At 65.5% G+C, this 25,078-nt stretch carries 28 protein-coding genes; 9 read left to right on the forward strand and 19 right to left on the reverse strand.

Annotated elements, in window-relative coordinates:
• The first annotated feature begins 17 nt into the window (after positions 1-17).
• The gene (locus V3B46_RS00215) at positions 18-410 is read left to right on the forward strand and encodes a response regulator (protein WP_329890760.1); all 393 of its coding nucleotides are present in this window, start codon (positions 18-20) and stop codon (positions 408-410) included.
• A 114-nt stretch (positions 411-524) separates the two neighbouring features.
• Here the strand turns inward: V3B46_RS00215 and V3B46_RS00220 are convergent, their stop codons facing one another.
• The 7 genes from V3B46_RS00220 to V3B46_RS00250 form a co-directional block, all read right to left on the reverse strand.
• Complete coding sequence (locus tag V3B46_RS00220; protein ID WP_329890761.1) at positions 525-953, reverse strand: BLUF domain-containing protein; 429 nt, start codon at positions 951-953, stop codon at positions 525-527.
• A gap of 157 nt (positions 954-1,110) precedes the next feature.
• Positions 1,111-1,848, reverse strand: coding sequence for a glycosyltransferase family 2 protein (locus V3B46_RS00225; RefSeq protein ID WP_329890762.1), 738 nt, complete (start codon positions 1,846-1,848; stop codon positions 1,111-1,113).
• The gene (locus V3B46_RS00230; protein WP_329890763.1) at positions 1,800-2,387 is read right to left on the reverse strand and encodes a class I SAM-dependent DNA methyltransferase; all 588 of its coding nucleotides are present in this window, start codon (positions 2,385-2,387) and stop codon (positions 1,800-1,802) included. The genes V3B46_RS00225 and V3B46_RS00230 overlap by 49 nt, the downstream gene beginning before the upstream one ends.
• Positions 2,384-3,142, reverse strand: coding sequence for a PIG-L deacetylase family protein (locus V3B46_RS00235; RefSeq protein WP_329890764.1), 759 nt, complete (start codon positions 3,140-3,142; stop codon positions 2,384-2,386). Before V3B46_RS00235 ends, V3B46_RS00230 begins: the two co-directional genes overlap by 4 nt.
• Complete coding sequence (locus tag V3B46_RS00240) at positions 3,130-4,071, reverse strand: acyl-CoA dehydrogenase (RefSeq protein ID WP_329890765.1); 942 nt, start codon at positions 4,069-4,071, stop codon at positions 3,130-3,132. Before V3B46_RS00240 ends, V3B46_RS00235 begins: the two co-directional genes overlap by 13 nt.
• Before the next feature lie 102 nt (positions 4,072-4,173).
• A complete protein-coding gene (locus V3B46_RS00245) occupies positions 4,174-4,680 on the reverse strand; it encodes a hypothetical protein (protein ID WP_106468073.1) in 507 nt (168 codons plus the stop codon).
• A gap of 10 nt (positions 4,681-4,690) precedes the next feature.
• A complete protein-coding gene (locus V3B46_RS00250) occupies positions 4,691-5,854 on the reverse strand; it encodes a zinc-dependent alcohol dehydrogenase (protein ID WP_329891181.1) in 1,164 nt (387 codons plus the stop codon).
• 149 nt (positions 5,855-6,003) lie between these two features.
• On the opposite strand from V3B46_RS00250, the gene V3B46_RS00255 reads away from it, so the two are divergent.
• From V3B46_RS00255 to V3B46_RS00265, 3 genes are all read left to right on the forward strand, one after another.
• Positions 6,004-6,192: a hypothetical protein gene (locus tag V3B46_RS00255; protein ID WP_329890766.1), complete on the forward strand. Its 189-nt coding sequence runs from the start codon at positions 6,004-6,006 to the stop codon at positions 6,190-6,192.
• Positions 6,193-6,291: 99 nt separating this feature from the next.
• Positions 6,292-6,930, forward strand: a complete 639-nt coding sequence (locus tag V3B46_RS00260) for a DUF6766 family protein (RefSeq protein WP_329890767.1) — start codon at positions 6,292-6,294, stop codon at positions 6,928-6,930.
• A gap of 3 nt (positions 6,931-6,933) precedes the next feature.
• On the forward strand, positions 6,934-7,485 hold the full coding sequence (locus V3B46_RS00265; protein ID WP_329890768.1) for a cysteine hydrolase family protein: 552 nt from the start codon (positions 6,934-6,936) through the stop codon (positions 7,483-7,485).
• Positions 7,486-7,509: 24 nt separating this feature from the next.
• Here the strand turns inward: V3B46_RS00265 and V3B46_RS00270 are convergent, their stop codons facing one another.
• From V3B46_RS00270 to V3B46_RS00300, 7 genes are all read right to left on the reverse strand, one after another.
• The gene (locus tag V3B46_RS00270; protein WP_049422290.1) at positions 7,510-7,743 is read right to left on the reverse strand and encodes a hypothetical protein; all 234 of its coding nucleotides are present in this window, start codon (positions 7,741-7,743) and stop codon (positions 7,510-7,512) included.
• Positions 7,744-7,873: 130 nt separating this feature from the next.
• Positions 7,874-9,757, reverse strand: coding sequence for a PepSY-associated TM helix domain-containing protein (locus V3B46_RS00275; RefSeq protein ID WP_489686280.1), 1,884 nt, complete (start codon positions 9,755-9,757; stop codon positions 7,874-7,876).
• A gap of 46 nt (positions 9,758-9,803) precedes the next feature.
• Positions 9,804-12,260, reverse strand: a complete 2,457-nt coding sequence (locus V3B46_RS00280; RefSeq protein ID WP_329890770.1) for a TonB-dependent siderophore receptor — start codon at positions 12,258-12,260, stop codon at positions 9,804-9,806.
• A gap of 108 nt (positions 12,261-12,368) precedes the next feature.
• Positions 12,369-13,406 carry a FecR family protein gene (locus V3B46_RS00285; protein ID WP_329890771.1) on the reverse strand — a complete coding sequence of 346 codons (1,038 nt, stop codon included), beginning with the start codon at positions 13,404-13,406 and terminating at the stop codon, positions 12,369-12,371.
• Entirely contained in the window at positions 13,403-14,005 is a 603-nt protein-coding gene (locus V3B46_RS00290; RefSeq protein WP_329890772.1) for an RNA polymerase sigma factor, read from the reverse strand. The genes V3B46_RS00285 and V3B46_RS00290 overlap by 4 nt, the downstream gene beginning before the upstream one ends.
• Before the next feature lie 418 nt (positions 14,006-14,423).
• Positions 14,424-14,951: a DUF6622 family protein gene (locus tag V3B46_RS00295; RefSeq protein WP_329890773.1), complete on the reverse strand. Its 528-nt coding sequence runs from the start codon at positions 14,949-14,951 to the stop codon at positions 14,424-14,426.
• Between the two features lie 87 nt (positions 14,952-15,038).
• Positions 15,039-15,872 (reverse strand): S1 family peptidase, encoded by an 834-nt coding sequence (locus tag V3B46_RS00300; protein WP_329890774.1) that lies wholly within the window; start codon positions 15,870-15,872, stop codon positions 15,039-15,041.
• Positions 15,873-16,061: 189 nt separating this feature from the next.
• Here V3B46_RS00300 and V3B46_RS00305 point away from each other — a divergent pair, with 189 nt between their 5' ends.
• Positions 16,062-16,340 (forward strand): hypothetical protein, encoded by a 279-nt coding sequence (locus V3B46_RS00305; RefSeq protein ID WP_329890775.1) that lies wholly within the window; start codon positions 16,062-16,064, stop codon positions 16,338-16,340.
• Between the two features lie 31 nt (positions 16,341-16,371).
• Here V3B46_RS00305 and V3B46_RS00310 read toward each other — a convergent pair whose 3' ends face one another.
• Both V3B46_RS00310 and V3B46_RS00315 read right to left on the reverse strand, forming a co-directional pair.
• On the reverse strand, positions 16,372-17,241 hold the full coding sequence (locus V3B46_RS00310) for a methylenetetrahydrofolate reductase (protein WP_329890776.1): 870 nt from the start codon (positions 17,239-17,241) through the stop codon (positions 16,372-16,374).
• The gene (locus V3B46_RS00315) at positions 17,241-18,155 is read right to left on the reverse strand and encodes a LysR family transcriptional regulator (protein WP_106468084.1); all 915 of its coding nucleotides are present in this window, start codon (positions 18,153-18,155) and stop codon (positions 17,241-17,243) included. Before V3B46_RS00315 ends, V3B46_RS00310 begins: the two co-directional genes overlap by 1 nt.
• A gap of 176 nt (positions 18,156-18,331) precedes the next feature.
• Between V3B46_RS00315 and msuE the strand changes: the two genes are divergently transcribed.
• From msuE to V3B46_RS00330, 3 genes are read left to right on the forward strand one after another with little or no spacing between them, the layout of a single operon-like run.
• A complete protein-coding gene (gene msuE / locus V3B46_RS00320; RefSeq protein WP_329890777.1) occupies positions 18,332-18,913 on the forward strand; it encodes an FMN reductase in 582 nt (193 codons plus the stop codon).
• Between the two features lie 57 nt (positions 18,914-18,970).
• Positions 18,971-19,948 (forward strand): DUF1852 domain-containing protein, encoded by a 978-nt coding sequence (locus V3B46_RS00325; RefSeq protein ID WP_329890778.1) that lies wholly within the window; start codon positions 18,971-18,973, stop codon positions 19,946-19,948.
• A gap of 38 nt (positions 19,949-19,986) precedes the next feature.
• On the forward strand, positions 19,987-21,021 hold the full coding sequence (locus V3B46_RS00330) for a methionine synthase (RefSeq protein WP_329890779.1): 1,035 nt from the start codon (positions 19,987-19,989) through the stop codon (positions 21,019-21,021).
• Here the strand turns inward: V3B46_RS00330 and V3B46_RS00335 are convergent.
• A complete protein-coding gene (locus V3B46_RS00335; RefSeq protein WP_329890780.1) occupies positions 20,978-21,535 on the reverse strand; it encodes a hypothetical protein in 558 nt (185 codons plus the stop codon). The two genes, V3B46_RS00330 and V3B46_RS00335, sit on opposite strands and share 44 nt — an antisense overlap.
• Before the next feature lie 91 nt (positions 21,536-21,626).
• Complete coding sequence (locus V3B46_RS00340; RefSeq protein ID WP_088026017.1) at positions 21,627-21,839, reverse strand: hypothetical protein; 213 nt, start codon at positions 21,837-21,839, stop codon at positions 21,627-21,629.
• 245 nt (positions 21,840-22,084) lie between these two features.
• On the opposite strand from V3B46_RS00340, the gene V3B46_RS00345 reads away from it, so the two are divergent.
• Positions 22,085-23,332 carry an arsenic transporter gene (locus V3B46_RS00345; protein WP_329890781.1) on the forward strand — a complete coding sequence of 416 codons (1,248 nt, stop codon included), beginning with the start codon at positions 22,085-22,087 and terminating at the stop codon, positions 23,330-23,332.
• Positions 23,333-23,366: 34 nt separating this feature from the next.
• Here the strand turns inward: V3B46_RS00345 and V3B46_RS00350 are convergent, their stop codons facing one another.
• Positions 23,367-25,016 carry an ABC transporter ATP-binding protein gene (locus V3B46_RS00350; protein WP_329890782.1) on the reverse strand — a complete coding sequence of 550 codons (1,650 nt, stop codon included), beginning with the start codon at positions 25,014-25,016 and terminating at the stop codon, positions 23,367-23,369.
• Between the last annotated feature and the right edge of the window lie 62 nt (positions 25,017-25,078).

Here is a 25,078-nt window from a genome sequence, read left to right on the forward strand (position 1 = left end):
AATACAGGCATGCGCGCATGCAATCCGATATGAGCCTGCGCAGGTGCAGCCTGCTGCTGGTGGAAGATCAGTTCGATCTGGCCGCACTCATGGAGCAGGCGCTCGAAAGCAGTGGGGGCCAGGTAACCCATGCGTACAGCGTGTTTGATGCAATGGGTCTATTGGAGAAGCAGACGTTCGATGGCGCCGTGCTGGATGTGGAGCTTCGGGATGGCGTGGTTTTTCCGGTCGCCGATCGCTTGGCCGAGCTTGGCATCCCCTTCCTGTTTGTATCTGCGGTCTACGACCAGCTGGTGCCGCAGCGCCACCGAGGCGCAGCCTTCGTGGCCAAACCCTTCCACATTGCCCAGTTGCAGAAAGCCGTCCAACGCGTGGTGGGGGACGCCTGCACGCCTTTGACCACGCACTGATGCTGCATAGCAGTCAGCTCAGATAGGGCGTCGGCACGGGAAAGCGCATTTCACTTGGCGTGCGCCGCCCCGTGAAACCCGGCAGGGTTGGCCTACAGCAGGCGCATCGGCCAATCAGGCCGCTGTTGCGTAGGGCTCGACGATCGATAGGAGCTTCTCCATCGCGGTAGCACCCGCCTGGTTCATCGCCGCCCGCTGGATGAAACTGGTCCAGTCAGCAAGGGCGATCATCCGCAGCTCATCCGCACTGACTGGCAGGCAGCGCATTGGCCAGAACGGCAACCGCCGTTGCCCGACACGCCCGCGAGCAAGCTCCATCAGGTCGGTGTGACTGCCGGCGCCGCTGACGCGGGAAAAGGCCACATCCAGCCCATCGGCGGGGCCCTCCATGTATTGCAGGAAGTGCCGGCCGTCGAATAAAAGGACGCCAGTCACACCCGCTGATCGGTTGAAGCGGGCCGCATCTTCCATAAGTGTTTTCAAGCGCTCGGACGTGAATCCAGGTACGGCTTCGCTGACGTAGACAACCGCTCTGTTCGGCATGATGACACTCCTACTCTCCCGGCCGCTCAATCTAAGGCCGGTGTCGTTGAGAGACCGTAAACGCCAAACGTGAATTGGTCACATATTGCCCGGCGAACCCGGGTTTTTCACAGTATTTTCGGCATTTCCCGCCACGGTGCGCCGAAACGGCTGATTCTCAAGCCAACAGGATCGGCTGGCCTGCCGCCGAGGCGGAACCCGCCACTCCCATCTCCGCCAGGTAGGCTGAAAACCCTCCTGCCGCGCGGCCTGCCAGGCGTGCACTGGTCATGACGAGCGGGGCACCCGCCCACCGCACATCAGCACCGAGACGCTGCAATGTCTTTACCAGCTGGACGTCCTCCCCGCAGTGCAGTGGCGCAAAGCCGCCTGCGGCAAGATAAGCCTGGGCGCAAACACCCAGGTTCGCACCGTGGATACGCCCATGATCGTCCCCCCATTGCTGCCGCCTCCGGAACGCCTTGCGCAGGCGCACCTCGGCGCTGCAGTTCGTTGCGATGTCCACCAGCCCGCAGAAGACGTCCCGGCGTTCCTCAAGCTGTGCGACCAGCCACTCAGGAGGTACCTCGCTGTCCGCGTCCGTGCTCGCCAGCCATCGTGCACCCCGGCCCAGCAGCTCGGCGGCGGCGGCGGCCCGGGCGATGCCGACGCAGCGTGCACGCAGCCGCAGCGTATCAACCCGTTGCTGGGCGCAGATGGATTCCGTGGCGTCCGAACAATCGTCCAGCGCAACAATCACCTCCACCGCTTCGCCGCCCAGCCTGGGATTCAGGGCCGCCCTCCTGATCGACTGCAGGCACCGCTCCATGCTCGCTGCCTCGTTGTGGGCCGGAACCAGTACGCCTATCACCGCAGGCCCTCCAGACGGGCCAACGACATCGCGCCGCGCGTCCACCCCTGCAGTACGAAGTCCGCGTCGCGATAGTGGAAGGCTTCCTGCAGGCCTTCACCCAGGCAGCGATGCACGACCTCGGTGCGGCTCGCGCGTCCCGGGAACGAAGGCAGCCAATGGCAGGCCACCAGCAGCCCGTCATCGCGAAGTGCTTCCCCGATACCGGCGCGCAGCTCACGCAGTGCGCCGGCTCCCAGGTAGTAGCCCATCTCGCCGCAGACGATCAGATCGAAGCGGCCCGGCGGCCATTGCTCGGGATGGCTGGCGCAGTGGACCTGCACGTGCGGCAGGTGGGCCAGGTTGCGGCGCGCCTGGAACGCAGCACGCGGGCTGATGTCGGTTGCCAGAAGGCGCTCGCAGCGGGTGGCCAGGGCCTCGGTCAGCACGCCATTGGAACAACCCAGCTCCCACCCGCGAGTGAAATGACGCTGGCTCAGACTTGCCAGCAGCAGCGCACGCTTGCGTTCTTCATACCATCGGCTGCGGTAGCCGAACGGGTCCTCCTGCTCATGCAGGTCATCGAAGTACGGTTGCGCGCTCATGCCAGGAATACCTCGTAGTTTCGGAAGAATCGGGTCAGTACATGCGCGGGCAGCACCGGAGGGCTGTTCAAGCCCGGCACGTCGCCCGTCTGCGTCCGGAAATGCGCGATCGCCTTTCGTTTCGCGGCCGCCACTGCTGAAATGTCGACCAGCCTGGGCACCTCCCACGCCATATGTGCGCAGGCCGGATCCAGCCAGTGCCAACCCCATACCGGGTACTCCAGCCGGCGACAACCCACTGCCCGCGCAGCGCTGCAGGCAGCACGCCCTGCCGCTTCATGGTCGGGGTGGCCATCAAACCGCCAAGGCGCGAGGACCAGGTCACGCGGCTGCAGATGCTGTTGCAGCCAGCCTTCCAGGCCCTGTTCGTGCGTGCTGACTGCGCCGTCGGCTATACCCAGGTGAAATATGGAACCGGCCGGTATGCCGAGTTCGCCAAGTGCCCCGGCAAGCTCCGCCCGTCGTGCCGACCGCAGGCGCTCTGGCGTCCACCACGGCTCGCCCGGGTAGCATGCTTCGCCATCCGTCACTGCAACGATGCTCACATCCATGCCCTGCCCCACTGCGTGATGGAGCAGCCCGCCACAGCCGAGGATCTCGTCGTCCGGATGCGGCGCGACCACCACCAGGCGGTCATGCCCGGCGCACAGCGCGGTTGCCGTTGTGAGCGGCTGCTGCCGGAGCCAATGGCAGCGCAGCCATGCCTGCTCGTGGGTTCCTTCGCCTTGCAGCGGTGCTTTGGCTACAGCGCCCATGTCGCCTCCTGGGCCGCCCGCTGCCCACCCAACCACTCCCAATCGCGGTCGGCGTGGTTCTGGCGAAGGAACACGGTCAGGTCCGCGCAGCGGTGGGCATGGGCGTCTTCCAGGCACATGGGGGCCGCGCCCAGGGCCCGACCCGCCAGATCCAGCACACGCGTAGCCGCACGCTCGACCACGCAGCGTACCCGCACCACGTCGTCGCGATGCGCCGATTCGGGTTCGGCATCGATGCGTGCCGCCAGTTCGCGAAGCAGCGCCGCGGCCGGCGCCAACGCGAGGTCCACTTCACCCAGTAGACGTGCGCGATTTCCCTCGGTGCAGGCTGATCGCATGCGCTCGGCCAGCGCGACCGCTGCGCCAAACCAGACTGCCGCAATACCCGCGCCTCCATGCCAGAAGCCCGGTCGCTGCAGATAGTCATCGCGCGCGCCCAGTATCACCATCGGCGCGGCATCAAAGCGCACGGTGGTGGACGGAATCCCGGCCATGCCGACGGCGGGCCATGGTTCACCCGACAGCGTCGTCCAGTGCTCCGCTGCCACCTGGCATAGCCACACCCCCTCAGCACTGCGGACCGTGACCAATGCGGCATCCACCCAGGCGCTGCCCGAACACCAGGGCTTGTCCCCGCGCAGCCTGCCCTCCGCATCGATGCGGAGTGTGCTCGCCGGGCCCTCTGCGGCCCACACCGCCCACAGTTGGCCTTCAGCAGCCGACGGGGCCTTCAACTCGGCCATGATCGCCTGCGCGTCGTAGTGCGCCTCCAACACCTTGGCCAGGCAGAGATCTTCGCCCCCCAACGCCGCAAGCGCCCTCCAACGATCCAGTGTCTGCCCGCATCCCGGCAATGGCAGTTCAGGCTGCTGGACAAGTACCTGGCGGGCGCGGTTGATCAACGATGATGGCGGCGTCACATCCTGCATGAGGGCTTCTGCAATGAAGACATGTCATGAACGTAGGCGGCAGACGGTCACATCACTGTCTTGGAGGTGTGGCGGGCACATGAATGCCCTGCGCAGTGATCCTCACGCACCTGTCCCACGCCCTTGCTGCCTCACGCGCAGGCACTGCTGCAATTCCCACAGCCATGGCAGCACCACCAGTACCAGCGCCGGCAACAGAACGAGCCACCAGGCCTCAAGCGCCGCAGGATCCACGCTCAGCGACCACCGCGGCTGCGCGTGCCAGCCGACCCAGCCCAGCAGAACCCAAGGCGCGGCATCGAGCACGCTGTGCACGTGCTGCTCCGCTGGACTGATGCGCCTGCGCCCGTCCGCGCTGACGGTGTCGAAATAGCCGGTGATCGCGTGTGCGATGACCAGAAGCGCCAGGAGCGCGACGAGTGACCGGGTATTCTCCAGCAGGAGCCATGCCAGCACGCCACTGCCAATCAGCAGTAGCTGCAGCCCGTGCAATGCGCTCTCCCGCAACGCAGAGGTGTGCGGCAGGTCGGTACGCCGGTGGAAATGGAAGTCGAGCCAACCGGCGGCCAACCAGAGCGCATAGACGCATGCCATGACGATCGCGCTCATGGCGGCATGCTCAGGGTGTCAATACGATCTTGCGGCAGTCGTCATCCTTGGCATCAAACATTGCATAGCCCTGCGCTGCATCGGCCAGGCGCATCCGGTGCGAGATGATGTCACCCGGGTCCAGCTTTCCTTCCATGATTGCGTCGAGCAGTTCCGGCATCAGTCCCTGCACATGGGTCTGCCCCATCTTGAACGTCAGCCCCTTGTCGAACGCGTCACCCAGCAGGAAGCCATGGATGAAGCCGGCGTAGACGCCTGGGATGCTGACCACCCCGCCGCGGCGTGCTGCCGCGATGCACTGCCGGATCGCCACGCCGCTGCTGCCTTCCAGTTTCACGGCGGTCAATGCTGACTCCAGCGCACTGCCCTCGGCCTCGAAGCCTACCGCCTCGATGCAGGCATCCACGCCCCGCCCGCTGGTGTGGGCAAGAATGAAATCGGCCGGGTCTTCGATCTCGTTGAAATCGATGGGGGTCACCCCGTAGGCCCGGCGCGCATAATCAAGGCGGTACCGAAGATGATCGATCATGAAGATCGTCTCGGCCCCCAGCAGGCGGCAGCAGGCCGCGCTCATCAGCCCCACCGGGCCGGCGCCGAAGATGGCTACCGTCGAGCCCGGCTTCACCCCTGCGTTCAGCGCGGCCTGATACCCGGTGGGGAGAATGTCAGACAGGAACAGCACCTGCTCGTCGGCCACGCCTTCCGGAATACGTAGCGGGCCCACATTCGCCTTGGGCACGCGCACGAACTCCGCTTGTCCACCGCCAACGCCCCCATACAGATGGCTGTATCCGAACAGCGCGGCCGGCGGCAGAAGGCCCTTCTGATTCAGCGCGGCGCCCTTGCCGGTATTGGTGGTTTCGCAGGCGGCATACTCGGCCAGCCGACAGTGGAAGCACTCACCACAGGCGATCACGAAGGGAATCACCACCCGATCCCCCGCCTTGACCTGGGTAACGCCGCTGCCGACCTCTTCCACGATGCCCATGAATTCGTGGCCCAGCACATCGCCGTCGTGCAGATCGGGAATCTTCCCCCGATACAGGTGCAGGTCCGAGCCGCAGATGGCGGTAGCGGTAACACGCAGGATCAGGTCGTCGTCTGCCGCCAGTACCGGGTCCGGCACGGTCTCGACGCGTACATCCTTGCGGCCGTGGTAGGTCAATGCCTGCATCGCGCTTCTCCAGCAAGAGGGGGTTCCAGCTTCGCAACACCCCCCTCCCCCCTGCGGTGACATCCCGGTGTGCATGGTGTTCATTTCGCGACGTCACCGCGTTAACCGGACGGGTCGCACGCTTCAACCTCCTGCTGCAGGAGCAACCCATGACCGACAAGCTTCCCTTCAATCCGACCACGGACGTGGATGATCAGTCGAAGGCACATACGCCTGACAAGCGGCGCAATGATCGAGCCAAATGGAAGGAGCACGACATGCCCGACGATGGCAATGGCCCCAAGGCCGTACCCGAGGACTACGAGCGTCCTGATCTCGATCCAACAGGAAAGCGTTGAGTCCGCCTCACATCCTGGATGCGCCGGATTCACAGCTCATGGGCCGCTGGCGGCGCAAGCTTCATCACGGCCATTGGAACAGCCTGAACGAGGTGTTGCATGTGGAAACGCAACGGTCTCTCGCTGGTACTGCTTGTGCTCACCATCGTATTCATCGGTGGGCAGGCAGTTGCGGGACATCACGTGCACAACCAGGAGCTGGTGCAGCACGGACGCACGCCGATCGATCTCTGGAACTATTTGGCGACCGGGCATTTCGTCAGCGCCACATTCGAGAACTGGGAAAGCGAATTCCTGCAGATGGGGATGTACGTACTTCTGACGGTGAGCCTGCGCCAGCGAGGATCGGCTGAATCGCGGCAGCTGGATCCTGCAAAGGAACAGAATCGCATCGAACCAGGGCCCACGCCGTGGCCGGTCAGGCGTGGTGGCGCATGGAAGGTCATCTACGGCCATTCGCTTGCCATCGCCTTCGGCCTGTTGTTCCTGACCAGCTTTACGCTGCACGCATTGGGAAGCTGGCGAGCCGAGCAGGCCGAGCAGCGGCTGCAGGGCCTGCCAGTGCCGGGCTTTGTCGAGCACCTGGCCAGCAGCACGTTCTGGTTCGAATCGATGCAGAACTGGCAAAGTGAGTTTCTGGCCGTGCTGTCTCTGGTTGTGCTGACCATCTTCCTGCGCCAGAAGGATTCGCCACAGTCCAAGCCGGTCGAAGCGCCGCATGCGCAGACAGGAGATTGAGGCATGGCACGCCCCCCTTCTACCGCCCTGCTGATCATCGACATGTTCAGTCGTTTCGACTTCCCAGGTGCAGACGCGCTGGCGCCAGCGGCAGAGAAGGCGGCCCGGCAGATCCGCCGCCTGAGAGACCACTTCGATGACCAGGGGTGGCCAGTCATCTATGCCAATGACAACTTCTCAGATTGGAAGCGGGACTTCCGCCAGCAAGTGGAGCAGTGCCAGCGGGACGGGGGGGCGGCTGCCCGAATTGCCACAGCCCTCTCCCCCCTGCCCGGCCACTATTTCGTGCTCAAGCCCAAGCACTCGGCGTTCCTCGCCAGTCCCTTGCCGATTCTGCTGGCCAAGCTGGGAGTACGCCGTCTTTGCCTCACTGGCATGACGGCCGACTCGTGTGTCCTGGCCACGGCGCTGGACGCCAACGCCAGGGAGTTCGAGGTCATGGTGGCACTGGAAGCTGTGGCGGCGATGCCCTCCCAGAAACGGCGTGCACTGGCAGTGCTGGAGGACTCGGGCGCAGCCCGGGTCATTCGACTTTCGTCGCTGGTCTCTGCGTAGTCGGCAGGATCAACCCGAGGCAACTCAGGCCCGGTCCGCTACACCCTGTACACCGGCATGACCGGCGCAATGTGCACAGCAGAAGATCTGGCCTTTTCCTTCAACGCCATGCCCGATAACCGCGCAGTCGCAATGTGCGCAGCGTGGCGCGAATGCATGGATCGCGCACTCGAACGAATCGAAGGTTCCGCTGCGTCCGCCCTGCTGCAGGGTAAAGCTCTTGTCGTAGTTGTTGCCGCAGACATCACAGGTGGCCATGTCGCACCCCTTCGTGTGTAAGGAAGGTGCAGTGTGGTGAGCGCAGGTGTTGGCAGCCGTGAATGCATCGTGTGGTATGCGTGCAGAATGCGGAATGCGGAATGCGCCACAGCGATTGCTTTGCCTGCCCTCAGCCTGCCCTCAGCATCACTACCAGCAACCCCATCAGGGCACTCCCCGCCGCCAGACTCAGCCACACCTTCCCAACACTACGGGCGCTGAAGACGCCCACAGCAATGGCAATGAACAGCACGAACCCCAGCAGTGAACCGGCCAGGACCGAAACGGACGTCCTTACCCCGAACAGCGCGGGCAACAACAACGCCAGTGCCGAAGCGGTAACGGCGGTGAGCGCGTAGCCGCCCAGCGAGGCGGCCAGCACGCGGCTCGCCACCTGCCAGCGATGGGCTGCTCCCCGCCCGGCCGGAGGCTTGGCCGTGCGCGCCGCCTCCGGCGCCCGTGGCCAGCGGCGCTGCAGCATCAGGGCCATTCTTGCCAGCATCAACCCGAACGCTAGTGCGACCAGTTCCACGCCGGCCTGCTGCCATGCACCCCGCTGCAGATACATCAGCACGCCCTGCCCGGTGGTTGCCATGTTCACCAGGGGCAGCGCCAGGCACAGTGCTGCGGCCAGCCACAGCTGCTCGATCCAGGCCAGGCGCGGTGGGCGCCACAGCGCGTGCAGCACCGAGGCAGCGCAGGCAGCAAGAAAAATGCGTATTTCCCACGCGCTGCGATCGCTCATTTCCAGTGGCAGCAACCGATTGCCGTGCAGGTAGACGATGCTTGCCAGTGCCACCCCGGCCAGCGATGCCACGTTGAAGGCTTCCACGCAGCGATAGATGCCCGCCGTGGCCGCGCCGAACTCATGCTCGCTGCGCTTGCGCCGCTTGATGGAGAACAGCAGCGTGCCAATGGCGATCATCGCCGTGCCGAGCAGACCGCTGATGAAGTACAGCCACTTCATCGGCCAGCCGCCGAAATCGGCCTTGTGCAGTGCTTCAATGGTTTCGTGCACCTGTACGGCGCCAATGACATGCGGATGTGCGCCATGCTGTTGCAGCAGCGCACCGCTGGCAGCATCGAACGTCACCCGGCTGGCCTCGGTCAGCAGATGCCTGTCCGCGCGCCCCTCGGGCTTGCGACCGATCACCTCCACCACGCTGTGCACGGTGCCGGGCGCCTGGATTACGATCAGTGCTGGCGACTGCCCGCTGATGGCCTGCGCGCGTGCCAGCAGTTGCGGCAGGTCCGGCAGTTGCGCGGTGGATACCAGAATGCCGGGCGGAGCCAGCTGCGCAGGCGCCAGCTCGGCTTCATAGCGCGCATAGGCGTCATCGGCATCGCCATAGGCTGCCTGCACGGGCCACGGCAGATAGCTGCTGTAGAAGAAGGTCAGCCCGGTGTAGCCGATCATGAACAGGAACGGCAGGGTCAGCACGGCACTCAGGTTGTGCGCATCCAGCCAGCTGCGCTGTCCCTTGCCCGGGCGGAAGGTGAAGAAGTCCTTGAAGATGCGTTTATGCACCACCACGCCGGACACCAGCGCCAGCAGCATGCAGGCGGTGATCCAGCCGACCAGCCAGTAGCCGGCCATGCCGCCGTGCAGGGTGTAGTGGAAGGACATGAAGTGGCGCCCGCCTTCGGTTTCCCGAAGACGAGGTGGAGGGTGTGACATGCCTGTACCGGCATCCACCCAGCGTTCGTGTGCGGTGCCGTCGCCATCCTCCCATGACAGCTCCAGCGGCCAGCCGTGCTGGACAGGCCAACGGATCTGCCATGCCCGGGCATCGGCGGCGTTTGCAGCCAGCCAGTGCTGTGCACGCACCGCCTGCCTTCCCGTGTCCACCGCCGACGAGGAGTCCGGCACGGGGCCGGCCTCCATCCAACGCGTGATCGGCTCACGAAACACGCTGAGCGTGCCGGTCAGGAAGATCGCGCACAGCAGCCAGCCACAGGTGAGGCCGCACCAGGTGTGCAGCCACGACATGCTCTGCCGAAAGCCCGCTTTCATGCCTGCCCCGTGGCGGGCAGGCCGTTGCCCCGCCGGCTGCGGAAGGTCACAGCGAGCCGCGCAGCGTCAGCATCACATTGCGGGGTTCGCCAAAGAAGTTGCCGCGGCGGACCTGGCTGATCATCGTGTAGTAGCGGGTGTCGAACAGGTTGGCCACGTTGACGCCTACGCTCCAGCGCGGATTGATCCGGTAGCCGGCACGCAGGTCCCACACTGCACGTCCCGCTGCGCCCATGCGCCAGTCCGGGTCGTCGTAGGCCGGATAGGAGTAGCTGCTCTGTGCCGATACTCCACCGCCCACGGAGAACGCGTTCCACTTGCCCGGCAGCTGGTAGGACGTCGACAGGCGCAGCAGGTGGCGGGGCGTCTCGGCGCTGATGGTCGCGCCCTCATCATCGCGGCTGGTGACGTGGGTATAGCCCGCCATCATCTGCCAGCCCGGCGCCAGTTCGCCGCTGGCCTCCAGCTCAAAGCCCTTGCTGCGCAGCTTCCCGCCATTGCGGTAGCAATCGGACGACGCCAGCGAGCCACGGCAGCTGCCCGGGTCGGATTCGTCCACCACGGCGTTGCCGGTCTTGCGGATGGAGAACACTGCGGCGGAGACATTCAGGCGGCCATCGTTCAATTCACCCTTCACGCCCAGCTCGTAGTTGGCGCCGATGGCCGGATCCAGCACCGAGCCGGACGCGGTGACGTACGAGCTCTGCGGCTGGAAGGTATCGGCGTAGCTGGCATAGACCGACCATTGCGGGCCCAGGTCGTAGACGAGGCCGGCGTACGGGGTGAATTCGTGTTTCTGTTCGTAGTCGCGGCTCTTTGCGCCGGTGAAGCCATCGCTGGACTGGTACTTCACCCAGCTCAGCCGGCCACCCAGCGTGAGGTGCAGCGGTTCTGCCAGCTGCAGGCGCAGGTTGCTGTACAGGCCGCTCTGCTGGGCGCGGGCGTTTTCTGACCAGTCCCACGCTGGCTGCAGCGGCTGCGCAATGGCGCTGTGGTCCGGTGCGTAGACATTGATCGGCACGTCGATGGCCAGGTCCGCCGAGCTCTGGCGGGTACGCTGGCGCGACCACATCGCGCCCAGCAGCAGCTGATGGCTGCGGCCGAAGGCGTCGAAACTGCCGGTGGTGTGCAGGTCGATGCCATCACTGCGCACGCGCGAGCGGTTGAAATAGATGTCATAGAAGCGCGAACCGATGCCGGTGGCGCGGTCTACCCCACCCAGCGGAACCGCGACACGCTGGTCCAGGTCCGATTCGGTGCGGTTCACCGACAAGCGCGCCTTCCAGCGCTCGTTGAAGCGGTGTTCCGCTTCGGCGAAGGCTTCGTCGACGGAGCCCTCCTGCCGGTTCCAGTCTTGGATGAGCGAGGTGGAGCGCTTGATGTCCAGCGCACCGCCATCGGTGTAGCGCGGCAGGCCGAACAGCCAGTAGCCGTCGGTGTCACTGGCCTGATGGCGCAGGCCGAACGTCAGCGTGGTGTCCGTGCCCAGATCGGCGTCGATCACTCCATAGGCCACCGGCGTCTTCGATGAGGTGCCCCGCTGGAAGTAGTCGCGGTCCTGGTAGGCGGCGACGAATCGGCCGCGCACGCTGCCGGCGGCATTGAGCGGGCCGCCACCGTCGACCTCGACGCGGTAGTTGTCCCACGATCCCACGGTTGCGGCCAGATCCAGATGGGCCTGGTCGCGCGGGCGCTTGCGCACCATGTTGATCGCTCCGCTGGGGTCGGCTGCACCCAGCATCATGCCACCGGCACCGCGCAACACTTCAACGCGCTCCAGCACGGCGGTGTCGATCGGCAGCCAACCCACGGGGGCATAGACGATGCCGGCCACGCCATCGACCAGATAGTTGCTGTCGTCCACGGTAAAGCTGCGGATCGAGAACTTGTGGTTGCCGAAGTTGCGGGCGGTCTTGGTCACACCCGTGGTCTGCGCCAGCGCCTCGTCCAGCGTGGTGAGGTTGCGATCGTCCAGCTGCTGGCGGGTGATCACGCTGACCGACTGCGGGGTCTGGCGGATGCTCTGCCCCAGCTTGCCCAGGCTCAGTTCACGTGCCGTGTAAGCGCCATCGCTTGGGGCATTGGCGGTCACGTTCACCGTCTGCAGGGTGGTCTGGGCATCCTTGCTGCGCGCAGGCGATGCCGCTTCCTGCGCCAGCGTGAACACACCCGGACGGGTGGCATTGACACGCACGCCACTGCCCTCCAGCAGGCGCGCCAGTGCTTCCTGCGGCGTGTAGCTGCCGGTCAAGGCCGGAGCGCGACGGCCCGCCACCGCCGATTCGCTGAACAGCACCTGCTGCCGGGACTGCTCGGAAAAGCGGCGCAGCGCGGCATCCAGCGGTTGCGCCGGAATATTGAACTGCACGCGCGCGGCCGGCTGCGCCTGTGCGATGGCCGGCGCTGCCAGCGCGCTGGAAATGCACAGTGCCAGCAACGGCAGTCGCTTGGCGTGTACCCCCGTAGAGAACGCGCCAGCGACAAGTGCGCGCTTGATCTTCATGTACCCCATTACCGCTCCATCATGCTTGGCCGCTACTGGCCTCACTGGGGTAAACGGAAAATGGCGGTGGAGTGGGAACCCGCGCCGGAAGAAATTTTCGATCCGGCGTCAGCGGGCCACAGCCCGCTCGTCGATGCGATAGCCGCCCTGGGCAGTGCGCGTCACCTGCACCGGCAACAGATCCGGCAGTGCTTCCAGGAAGATGGCCGGGGCATCGGTGGCTGCGTAGCCGGAGACCGGCAAGAACTTCAGCCCTGGCTGGCCCAGCGTGACAGGGTGGCCCAGATACTGCCCGACCTCCTGCGCCACTTCGTCCAGCGGAGTGCGCCGGAACACCAGGCGCCCGTTGCGCCAGCCGCCAACGCTGTCTGCACTGGCGGCAATGGAGCGGTAGGCGGCTGTGAGCGTGGTAACGGCCAGGCCCTGTTCGGCGTGCAGGCTGACCGGCGCGGTGCCTTCGGCGCGATCCGGCTGCACCCGCACGTGCCCATGCAGCACCTTGACCACGACTTCGCCCGGCCCATTGCGCACATTGAAGGCCGTGCCGACCACCGTCACTCGGCTGCGCTGGGCATCCACGGTGAAAGGACGGTCGGCCGCCGGGGCGACCTCGAAGAACGCCTCGCCCTGGCTGAGCACCACTTCACGACGGGATCGATAGAAATGCACGGCCAGCGTGCTGCGTGCATTGAGTGAAATCCGTGAGCCGTCCGGCAATTGCAGATCACGTATCTCGCCCGCACCGGTGACCACCTCCTGTACGTAGCTGGGCGCGGTGTACCAACCGTAGCCGACGTACCCCAAGGCCAGCATCGCCACGGCCGCAGCCGCCGCAACGCCTGGCAGCCGCCACGACCGCGCACGCCGCGCCGCCCTGCCCCGCCGTGGAGCGACTGGTACTGCCGGGGCGATCAGCGCATGCGCGTCCGAGGCCAGCACGGGGCGCGCCAGCTGCCCCAGGTCGTGCCAGGTTCTGGCCACGTCGGCGAACGCCTGTCGGTGCGCTTCGCTCTCGGCCAGCCAGTGCTGCAGGGCCGCCTCTTCTCCCGGTTGCCAGTCCGCATCCTGCCGCCGCACCATCCACGCGGCGGCCGCCTCATGCAGGGCAAACGGGTCGGAACCTGCGGCAGAAGGGAGATCGGTCATCGGCAGGGAAAATCAGCATCGATGGCAGGCGCCAACGCCTCGCCCGCCTTGATCGGGCGATGCAGTTCCTGCATCTGTGCCAGAGACGCATAGCGTACCCGCACTTCGCAGTAGGCAACCGCTCGCGACAGGTGCTTGACCACCATGCGGCGGGAGATCTGCATGCGAGCGGCCACGTCCTCCTGGGTCAGCCCATCGAAGCGGCAGAGCACGAATGCCTCGCGTTGACGCTCGGGCAGCTCGGCCAGCGCTTCTCGCAGGCGCTCCAGGCGCTGCCGCTGGGCGCTGAGCTGCAACGGGCACTGTGACTCATCGCTGGCGATGGCTTGGCCCGCATCTTCTGCATCTGCCAGTGGCAGCGTCTGGAGACGGCGGCCTGCGGTATGCTCACGATATTCATCAGCCACGGTGTTCATCACCGTCCGCCGGAAATAGGCGCCTTGCTGGTCGCACGAGGCCAGTGCAGGGTTTGCCGCCAGCCATTTGACTGCACCGTCGTGCAGGGCGTCCTCACCGTCCGCACCTCTGACACGCGCAAGGCTGCGCAGAATGGGCCCGCGCCAGCGGGCATAGGCTTTCGCAAGGAGGTTACCGCCCATTGGCGAGGCGTCTTCCGGAATGCCCGCCTCCGTGGACGAGGCCCGATCCGCGTTGCTGCCCGTGCCCCGGCCTAGCGTGGACACATCACCCTCAGGGCAAATGCCTGCGGTCTGCACGGGTGGGGCGGGGAATTCACGTTGGGAGCCGGAGTTCTGGCCGCCATAGGCGACGGAAGGGGTGGGATGCCGCAAGTGTAGTGAGAGTCATTTGCAATTGGAACCACTCGCCCCGCCCCGGCCCCGTAATGAAATGCAAGCAACAGCTCATCAGTGATGGTGCTGGACGCCAGCGAGACCTGCCGAATGCGCTGATCGCGGGCATGCGGGTTGATTGAAGCTTGTAGGGACAGGGTTGTCGGCCAGCGGCCGGCACCATCCTCCGGGGTTATTAACGTGACGCGTCACGCTGGAGCTGGTATCAGTCTGCGACCCCAACCCCTTTACCTGCCTCGCCCAGTCGCAACGAGGCCAGATAGCGGCAGTACTTGCCGATGAAGAGGCCAGTGAATCCGCCTGCCAGCAGCAGGTAGGCGGCGCTGGAGCCGGCGTTGCCGGTCAGCGACGGCGACACTGCAAATGCGACTTCGAAACCGTACTTCACCAGGAAGGTGATCAGCAGCAGCGGCAGCAGGCTGAAGTCCGCGTTGCGCCAGAGCTTTCCGGTGGCGCCATCCAGGGTCAGCTTCACGTGGCCCAGCAGCAGCCATCCCAGTGCCGCCCCGGTGCCGATGCCGGCCAGCCACTCGCCCCAGGCGTTCAGCGACGCGCCGAAGCGATGACTGATCGACCACGCGCCCCACACGGCGAACAGGACGGGCACGATCGCCAGCTTCTGCAAGGAGGTCTCACCCGGCTTCATGGCGGCGATGCCACGCGTGACCAGGAACGCCAGGAGCAGCCAGACCCAGATCGGCGTCTGCGAGGTGAGTTGCTGGAGCATGTTCATGAGCGGTCGCCTGGTGGGTGGTGGCGAGGTGCCCTCGCCTTGGCGCCCACTATTCGCTTCCGCCCGGGTTGCAACCAGTGACAGCTGTCAGTCTTCGGGTGTTACGGGCCGGTAATCGGGCGCACCCAGAACGCTCTCGATCCAGCCCACATAACGCGATACCCGCACGTTCTGCACCACCTGGCCATAGAAGCCGGCCTCAAGGGCATGCTCGGGAACGGCGGTGATCCAGGAGCCCAGCCCCACCAGCTGCCAGACGCCGTGATCCTTGATCACCAATGGGCCGCCGCTGTCCCCGTTACCGAGCACGCCTTCAAGCGGCAGGCCCTGTGGCGGGGCATCGAACCGATACCAGAGATAGCGATCATTGCCACCGGTAATGGCGTTGTACGCCCGCCGCAGCGTGGTGCGATGCGGCCCGCCCGGTACCAGCCCCATCGCACCGTTGCCGGTCGCGCCCTTTCCCATCAAGGCGACGATCTGCGCAATCTCGGCGCTACCGCGATACAGCGCCACGGGCTGCACATCCTTCACGGGCGCTGCGAGCCGGATCACTGCAATGTCATCCGACCTGGCCAGGAACGCATGGATCTTCGCCGGGCTCCCCGTCGCCAGCGCCTCTTTACCCAGTGCGTCGGGCATTCTCCTGTAGCCGGGATGCACGATTACACGCTCCACGCCGTAGCCCTTTCCGTTGATGGCGATGGTCTGCCCCATCCCTTCCATCGGTGCGGCATGCGCTGCTGTCAGCACCCACTGCGGCGCGATCAGGACGCCCTGCCCTTCGCCCGGCATGTCAGCCAGGGCCGGAAGCTCGGATCCATCGATCCGATAACGGGCATCGTCCACATCGTGGCGGATGACCACGGCTCCAGCAGCGAGCGGCAGCGCGGCAAGCGCCAGAAACAGCCAGCGGATCATGAGTGCCTTCATCCTTGCGATCAGTCGCTGCAGCCTAGCCGAACACCTCCGGTGAAGGGGAAACGTCCGACCAACCTCCCATGTTCGACGACGAATGCCGCAGAACCGGCCCCGAAGCCGGGGCGGCCACAGGGCGTTAACAGCCCCGCTCTATGCTGGTGCCTCATTGGAGACCCATGAGGAAGACCCATGACCAAGCTGCACACCCTGATGTTGACCGGCTGCCTGCTTGCACTGAGCCCACTGGCCTCGGCCGAGACCGTGAACCTGACCAACAGTGCCGACGGCGCCAACCGCGATACGGGCATCGCTGCGGTCAAGAAGAAGCTGCAGGAGGCGTGCACCGACCGCAAGGGCTCCCCCGATGCGGCTTCGTTCGAGGTGGTCTTCGAGAAAACCAGCGAGAACCCGAACGTACCCAAGCCGTACTACGTAGATGGCAAGATGAAGTGCGAACTGCCGGGCTGAAGGGCCGGGCCACGCGATCATCGATAGAGCATCAAACGCTGGCGGCCGACGTGCGCCGCCGGTACCGCTCGATCCAGTCCAGTGACGGGGCAATGCCGCCGAACGGGAAGAAGTGGGGGCTGACCGGGCCATGGGCGTCCGTCAGCCCTTTCACCAACCGATCCACAAACACCTCCGGCCCCGCCGTGCCGAGCAACCGGCCGATCGAGACGCCGTATCTGGCCAGCATCGATGCACTGGCACCCACGCCGCACATCGCGGCGTAGCGGGCCAACCGCGCAATGCTGGCCGGCCCTGGCACGCCCACCAGCACTGGCACCGTGATGCCACGGGCCCGCAGTACATCCAGCCAAGCCAGCACGATGTCCGCATCGAAGCCGAACTGGGTGATGATCAGCGGTGCCATGGCCCGCACCTCGATGGCCTGGCACTTACGCTCCAGCACGCGCCACCGATCCCCGGCGCTCATCACCGGATGCCCTTCCGGATGCCCGCCCATGGCGACAACCTTGATGCCGTAACGCTCAAGAAGGCCGGTCTCGATGATCGAGGCACTGTCGGCATACGGCCCTGCTGGCGCGGAAAGATCACCGGCGATCAGCAGGCACGTCTCTACCCCCGCTTCGCTGGCGGCGCGTTCCAGGAACCGCTCAAGCGCCGCACGCGACCCGATGCGGCGGGCAGAGAGATGCGGCATCGGCTCGAAACCGAGCTCGCGCACCGTCCGAACGGCCGCCAGCCGGGCATCGTCGTCCTCGCTCGCCAGGTAGGGAATCGAGATCGTCGTTCCGGGAGCGATGCGGCCCGATTCCGCGCGCAGTGCCGGCATGGCCTTGGCGCTCACTTCCAGAGAGAACGCGTTGATGAAGGCTTCCGTCCGCAGTGATCCAGGTGCAGACATCAACGCGCTCCGCCCACATTGCCGGCAACCGGCGTGCTGTTACGCGCCAGTTCGACGAAGGCCTGCAGATAGTCGATACCCGTATCGGCCTCACGCGCGCCCAGGTAGATCTGCTTGGGAATGCCTTTCGCACCCAGCCGCACCGGCACCACGTCCATGCGTGCGGCGTATTCCTCCACCAGCCAGCGTGGCATGGCGGCCACACCGCGGCCGCTGGCCACCATCTGCATCATGATGTCGGTGGTTTCGATGGTCTTGTGGCGCCGCGGCGTGATGCCGGCCGGCAGCAGGAACTGGTTGTAGATGTCCAGGCGCTCGAACGGCACCGGGTAGCTGATCAGCACTTCCTGGCCGAGCTGGCGCGGCTTTACGTGGTCCACCTTGGCCAGGGCGTGGTTCCTGGCCACCACCAGCACCTGCTCGTAATCGAACACGGGCACGAACTTCAGGCCCGGCTTCAGCAGTGGATCGGGCGTGACCAGCAGGTCGATCTCGTAGCCGAACAGCGCGCCGATACCGCCGAACTGGAACTTCTGCTTGACGTCCACATCCACGTCCGGCCACGCGGCCAGGTAGGGCGAGACGATCTTCAGCAGCCACTGGTAGCAGGGATGGCATTCCATGCCGATGCGTAGTGCACCGCGCTCGCCCTGGGCGAACTGTCCCAGCCGCTCTTCGGCCAGGTCCAGCTGCGGCAGCACACGGTTGGCCACCGCCAGCAGGTACTGCCCGGCCTGGGTCAGGCGCAGGCTGCGGCCTTCGCGCAGCCAGACGTCGGTGCCGAGCTGCTGCTCCAGCTTCTTCATGCTGTGGCTCAGGGCTGACTGGGTCAGGTTGAGCACGCCGGCGGCAGCGGTCAGCGAGCCCTGCTGCTCGACCTGCTGCACGATGCTGAGGTGGATCCGCTCCAGCATGACGATGAATCTCACTCATGGATTGGTGAAGTAATACCATTTTACGTCATGGAAGGGCATGACTAGGATCGGGTCATGCCTTCGGTTGCCTGCCAGCCCGGTCACCTCGCCGGCCTGCAGGACTGCGCCCCCGCAGATCGCCTGAAGGAGCTCCCTCCCCTGCTGAAAGCGAACAGATGACCCGCCCCCTCCGTATCGTCGCCGTTTCCGGCGGACTGCAGCGCCCCTCCAGGGCTGCAACTCTGGCCGAGCACCTGCTGGGCCTGATCGGCGAAGACGTCCTTTGCGAGCAGCACCTGATCGAGCTGGGCGAACTGGCGCCGCAGCTGGCCGGCGCACTGTGGCGCTCGCAGTTGCCCGACAGCGTGGAGCGGCAGCTGGTGGCCGTTGAACAGGCGGACGTACTGGTGGTGGCCACGCCGGTCTACCGCGGTTCGTACACCGGCCTGTTCAAGCACTTCTTCGATTTCATCCACCAGGATGCACTGGTCGACACCCCCATCCTGCTGGCCGCCACCGGCGGCAGCGAGCGCCACGCGCTGGTGATCGACCATCAGCTGCGGCCGCTCTTCAGCTTCTTCCAGGCCCGCACCCTGCCCCTCGGCGTCTACGCCACCGACCGCGATTTCGCCGATGGCCGCGTCCACAACGAGGCACTGATCCAGCGCGCACGGCTGGCAGTCCAGCGGGCACTGCCCCTGCTTGCCCTGTCCCATCGCGCAGCGCCCGCCATCGCCGAGACCGCCGCAATTCTCTGAATGCCGGATGCCAGCACCCTGCATTCGGATATCACCCCGCAAACCGGAACGCCACCCATGACGACCGAGAACTTCACCTTCAGCATCACGCGCATCCCGTTCAACGAGGATTACCAGCCCGCTGACGGCACGCGCATCACCACCAACTTCGCCAACCTGGCCCGTGGCGCGTCGCGGCAGGAGAACCTGCGCAACACGATCAGCATGATCAACAACCGCTTCAACGACCTGGCGCACTGGGACAACCCGAGTGCGGACCGCTACGCCGTTGAGCTGGACATCATCTCGGTGGAGATGCACATCGATGGCGATGACGGCAGCGATCCGTTCCCGCTGATCGAAGTGCTGCGCCCGACCATCGTCGACACGCGTACCGGCGCTCGCACCGAGGGCATCGTCGGCAACAACTTCTCGTCCTATGTGCGTGACTACGACTTCAGCGTGGTACTGCCGGCCAGCAACGAGGGCAAGGCCACGTTCGGCATTCCGGAAGGCTTCGGTGACCTTCACGGCAAGCTGTTCCAGCACTTCCTGCAATCGGAGGCCTACCGCGCCAATTTCAGCAAGGCGCCGGTGATCTGCATCAGCGTTTCCAGCAGCAAGACCTACCACCGCACCGAGAACCACCATCCGATCCTGGGCGTGGAATACCGCCAGGGCGAGTTCTCACCCACTGACCAGTACTTCGACAAAATGGGCCTGCAGGTGCGCTATTTCATGCCGCCGGGCAGCGTGGCGCCGCTTGCGTTCTATTTCCAGGGCGACCTGCTGGGCGACTACTCGAACCTGGAGCTGATCGGCACCATCAGCACGATGGAAGCGTTCCAGAAGATCTACCGCCCGGAGATCTACAACGCCAACTCCGTGGCCGGCAAGATCTACCAGCCCAGCCTGAAGCACCAGGACTACTCCTCCACCCGCATCGTCTACGACCGCGAAGAGCGCAGCCAGCTGGCGGTCAAGCAGGGCAAGTTCACCGAAGAACACTTCATCAAGCCGTACCGCGCCGTGCTTGAGCAGTGGGCTGCCCGCTGATCCATCGATTTCCCATTCGCCCCAGGACACAGAACGCAATGTCGACGAAGAAACTGCTCCCCACCTCCACCGCCGGCAGCCTGCCCAAGCCCTCCTGGCTGGCAGAGCCCGAAAAACTCTGGTCGCCCTGGAAGCTGCACGATGAAGGCCTGACCGAAGGCAAGCAGGACGCGCTGCGCCTGTCCCTGCAGGAACAGCAGCACGCCGGCATCGATATCGTCAGCGACGGTGAGCAGACCCGGCAGCACTTCGTCACCACCTTCATCGAACACCTCGACGGCGTCGATTTCGAGAAGCGCGAAACCGTGCGCATCCGCAACCGCTACGACGCCAGCGTGCCGACCGTGGTCGGTGCCGTGAGCCGCCCCAAGCCGGTGTTCGTGGAGGATGCGAAGTTCCTGCGCCGGCAGACCACGCAGCCGATCAAGTGGGCGCTGCCCGGCCCGATGACCATGATCGACACCCTGTACGACGCGCACTACAAGAGCCGTGAGAAGCTGGCCTGGGAATTCGCGAAGATCCTCAACGAGGAAGCCAAGGAGCTGGAAGCCGCCGGCGTGGACATCATCCAGTTCGACGAGCCCGCCTTCAACGTGTTCTTCGACGAAGTGAACGACTGGGGCGTGGCCGCACTGGAGCGTGCGATCGAAGGACTGAAGTGCGAGACCGCCGTGCACATCTGCTACGGCTACGGCATCAAGGCCAACACCGACTGGAAGCAGACGCTGGGCTCGGAATGGCGCCAGTACGAAGAGTCGTTCCCGAAGCTGCAGACCTCCAACCTCGACATCATCTCGCTGGAATGCCACAACTCGCACGTGCCGATCGATCTGATCGAGCTGGTGCGCGGCAAGAAGGTGATGGTGGGCGCCATCGACGTGGCCTCCAGCACGGTGGAGACGGCGGAGGAAGTGGCCAGCACCCTGCGCAAGGCGCTGCAGTTCGTGGATGCCGACAAGCTGTACCCGAGCACCAACTGCGGCATGGCGCCACTGGCCCGTGACGTGGCACGGGGCAAGCTGCGTGCACTCAGCGAAGGGGCCAGGATCGTGCGGGAAGAACTTTCGGCATAGCCTTCGCCGGGAACGCACTCGCATCCGGCCGTCGGGTTGACGGAGCCTGGGCTGGTATCGGCCAGGCTCCACCCCGCCCCGGCACCTCACGCTTGGCCAGCATCTCTGAGCGCCGCGGCGCCAACGCCTCCTTGATCCGCCCCATCTCGCGCGACCCGGCCTCAGCCAGGCGGCGGGCCTGCTGCCGCTGTTCCCGCGTGGGCGCCGGAGGTGATGGAGTACCGGTATCTACCAGCCGCGCCACCGCATCGCGCAGCCGCAACTGCGGGCAGAGCCGGGCGGCGCACCATCGTTCGGCGTAGCGCTTGGCCTGCCGCGCATTCGCGGCAGCCACCACCTTGGTCTGGGAGGTTTTTCGCGCATCCAGGAACAAGCGGACGCCGAATACGGCATGCGGCACGATGCTGGCCACGCAGCGGCCGTTCCACCACAGGTTCCAGCGCTCACCGTTCTGCACCCAGCCAGAGGGCCGGGTGTCCGTCATGAAACCGGGAGGGCTGGCGGTGGAGTGCATGGCCGGAAGAATACGATTGGCCGTCGCACGGACTGAGATTGCGGGTTGGTGGTGACAACGTCACAAGGCCTCCCTCGCAGCGAAGCCCCGTTCACCACTCTGGGCCAAGCAGCTTCTCCACCTCGGTTTCGAGCCTCTTGGCGGCTTCTGCCTGCGAGGCCACCTTGATGCACAGTCCGGACTGTGCGGGCCCGGGGGTCAGCCGGTAGCGGTTGATGGTGCCGCCGCCGTCGCCATCCAGTTCCACCCGGGCCACCAACGTTCGACCGTTGGCGTTGAAGGTCCAGTCCTGATATTCGAACATCGTTGATGCCACCGCAACGCATAGAGTGGTTCCCACTCTATGCGGGACGGTGGTGAAGAACGCCCGAAGAAAACGTTCGCGGAGCGTGCGCGCCAGGGGCGCAGGGCAAGCAGCCCAGCATGGGCGCGGCGCTACGTTTCGGGTGCGGCTCACGGAGTATGATGCCGCCTCCTCCCGAACTGCCGTGATTGCAGCGGACGCGTGCCGTTGAGGTATGCGTCGGCGCCGCTGAGACACTCCGCCCGATGCTCGCTTCCTACTCCTCTTTCCTCATCTGGATGGCCGTGGCCGTGGCGACCGTCGGCCTGCTGTTCCGGCCATTCCGCATTCCGGAGTATGTGTGGGCCCTGGGAGCTGCCATTCTGCTTCCGCTGCTGGGAGCGGTGTCATTCGGCACGACCTGGCACGCGGTGGCCGAGGGGCGCGATGTCTATCTGTTCCTGGTCGGCATGATGGTACTGGCCGAGCTGGCCCGGCGCGAAGGCCTGTTCGACTGGCTGGCGTTGTACGCGGTCCGTCATGCGGGTGGCTCGGGACGGCGCCTGTTCGACCTGGTGTTCCTGGTTGGCACGCTGGTGACCGTGCTCCTTTCCAACGATGCCACGGCGGTGGTGCTGACCCCGGCGGTCTACGCCGCCTGCAAGGCCGCCCGCGCCAACCCCCTGCCCTATCTGTTCGTCTGCGCTTTCGTCGCCAATGCGGCCAGCTTCGTACTGCCCATTTCCAACCCGGCCAACCTGGTGGTGTACGGCCAGCACATGCCGCCGCTGTTGCAGTGGCTGGCCCAGTTCGCGCTGCCGTCGCTGGCCGCGATCGGCGCCACCTATCTGGTGCTGCGCTGGGTGCATCGGCGCGAGATCGCGCAGCCGCTGGTGGCGGCGCCGGCGCATCGCCCGTTGACCGAAGGCGGCCGGCTCAGCGCACTGGGCGTGTTGTTCACCGGCACCGTGCTGCTGGTGACCTCCGCACTGAACGGCCCACTCGGCCTGGCCACGTTCTGCGCAGGCACGCTGAGTGTGGCAGTGGTGGCGATGCGCCAGCGGCGCAGTCCGTTGCCGCTGCTGCGCCATGTGTCATGGGGCGTACTGCCGCTGGTGGCCGGCCTGTTCGTTCTGGTGGAGGCGGTGGCCCAGACCGGTGTCATCCATACGGCGGCCAGCGCGCTGCAGGCCGTGGCGCAAGCCTCCCCACACCAGGCCAGCTGGCTGGCCGGTGGTGTGGCCGCACTGCTGAGCAACGTGGCCAATAATCTGCCGGTCGGCTTGGCCGCAGGCTCGCTGGGCCAGATGGCCGACCTGCCGGCGCAGACCCGCGCCGCATTGCTGGTCGGCGTGGACCTGGGCCCCAACCTGTCGGTGACCGGCTCATTGGCCACGATGCTGTGGCTGGTGGCACTGCGCCGCGAGGGCGAGCATGTCAGCGCGCTCGACTTCCTGCGCGTCGGTGCCCTGGTGATGCCGCCAGCGCTGGTCGGGGCGTTGTTGCTGCTCTAGGTCAGGCGTGGCTCGGTCGCCATGACCAAGCCGCTCAGCGATCACTGTCCAGTTCAATCACCCGGTCGGCCGAGCTCACGATGCCGCGCCGATGGGTGATGGCCACTACGGTTACGTCATTCGCCAGTGCGCGGATGTGGTCCATGATCTCGCGCTCGGTGGCCTCATCCAGCGCAGAGCTTGCCTCGTCCAGGAACAGGATGCCCGGCTCGCCATACAGTGCACGGGCGATCGCGATGCGCTGGCGTTCACCGCCGGACAACTTCAGGCCGCGCTCGCCCACCGTGGTTCCAAGGCCCTCGGGCAGTGCTTCGATCAACGGCAGGATCGCGGCCTTGCCTGCGGCATGCCACAGCCGGTGGTGATCGCGCGCACGCCCGAGCAGGATGTTGTCGGCCAGGCTTTCGTTGAGCAGGATGACATCCTGCGGAACCACCGCGACAGCAGCATGCCACGCAGCACGGTCGATCCGGGACAGGTCAACACCATCGACCAGGATCCGGCCATGCTGGGGATCGATCGACTTCAGGGCCAGCTTGAGCAGGGTCGACTTCCCTGCCCCGGTCGGTCCCATCAGGAAGTTGATGCTGCCCCGCTCCACCCTGAAGGACACGTTGCTCACCCCTCGCCCGTTGCCATAGCGATGGCTGACCTGCTGGAACTCCAGATGGCCACTTGCCCCGGCGAAGCGCTGGGCATCGGCCACCTGCTGCTCCTCCGGCGCGGCCCAGAGGGTTGAAAGCGGGCCCATCATGCTCCAGGAGCGCGCGACGTCGTCGATCGAACGGGCGATCATCTCGAATGGCATGTTGAGCTGCAGCAGCAGCAGATTGAACAGGACGATGTCGCCGATGCTGAGCGCACCGCTCTGGTAGCGCGGCAGCAACAGGTGGAAAGTGACAACGAACTCGACCGCCAGGCCGATGCCCAGCAGCGCGATGAAGCCGATGCGCTGCAGTACATAGGCACGCCAACTGTCGCGCACGCTCTGGGCCTTCTGCTCGAAGCGCTGCACCATCCAGGTGCTGCCGCCGAACTGCCGCAGCGTCTCCATGGCGTTCATGGCATTGCCAACGAAGCGGGCGTTCTGCTGCCCGGCCTCGACCGCGGCTTCGCGATGGATCCGGGCACGCCGGGTGGCAATCGCGGAAACGGTGACAGCCACCGTGCCGTAGACCAGCACGATCAGCACCACCTGCAGGTTGATCAGCGCGCCCAGCGTGACCAGGGTCAGCACAATCTGCAGTGCGCTGGGTATGAAGGCCACCAGCCCCAGCTGCACCACGATCTTCAGCGCGCCACGGCCTTTCTCACCTGCCACCTGCAGCTCGGCTGCATTGTGATCCAGGAAGAAACTGTTGGTCTTCTTCAGCAGGCGGGCGAAGTAGCGGGTGCTGGTGATGAAGCCGAGGTTCTCGCCGCTGAGGAACGACAGGTACTGCACGGTGTTCTGCAGGACGCTGCCTGCGCCGAGCATGACGGCGTACAGGAGGAAGCCGCCTGCCAGAGCGTCCACCCCATCGCTGGGCAGGCGGTCGATCAAGCGCGAGAAGAGATAGGGCGCCGCAACACTCGCCAGGCTGGACAGCACGACACTGCCGGCGATCAGCAGCAACAGCCGACGATCCGTCTTCCAGTACGCGCCCAGGATTTCCGCCACAGGGGGCGGAACGGCGTTCTTCATCATCGGCCTCGTTCCAGCATGGGCTCGGCCCGTCTCCGTCGCTCGCTTGAATGCTATGATAT

The organism is Stenotrophomonas sp. SMYL11 (assembly GCF_036320005.1).
GTDB lineage: Bacteria > Pseudomonadota > Gammaproteobacteria > Xanthomonadales > Xanthomonadaceae > Stenotrophomonas > Stenotrophomonas maltophilia_A.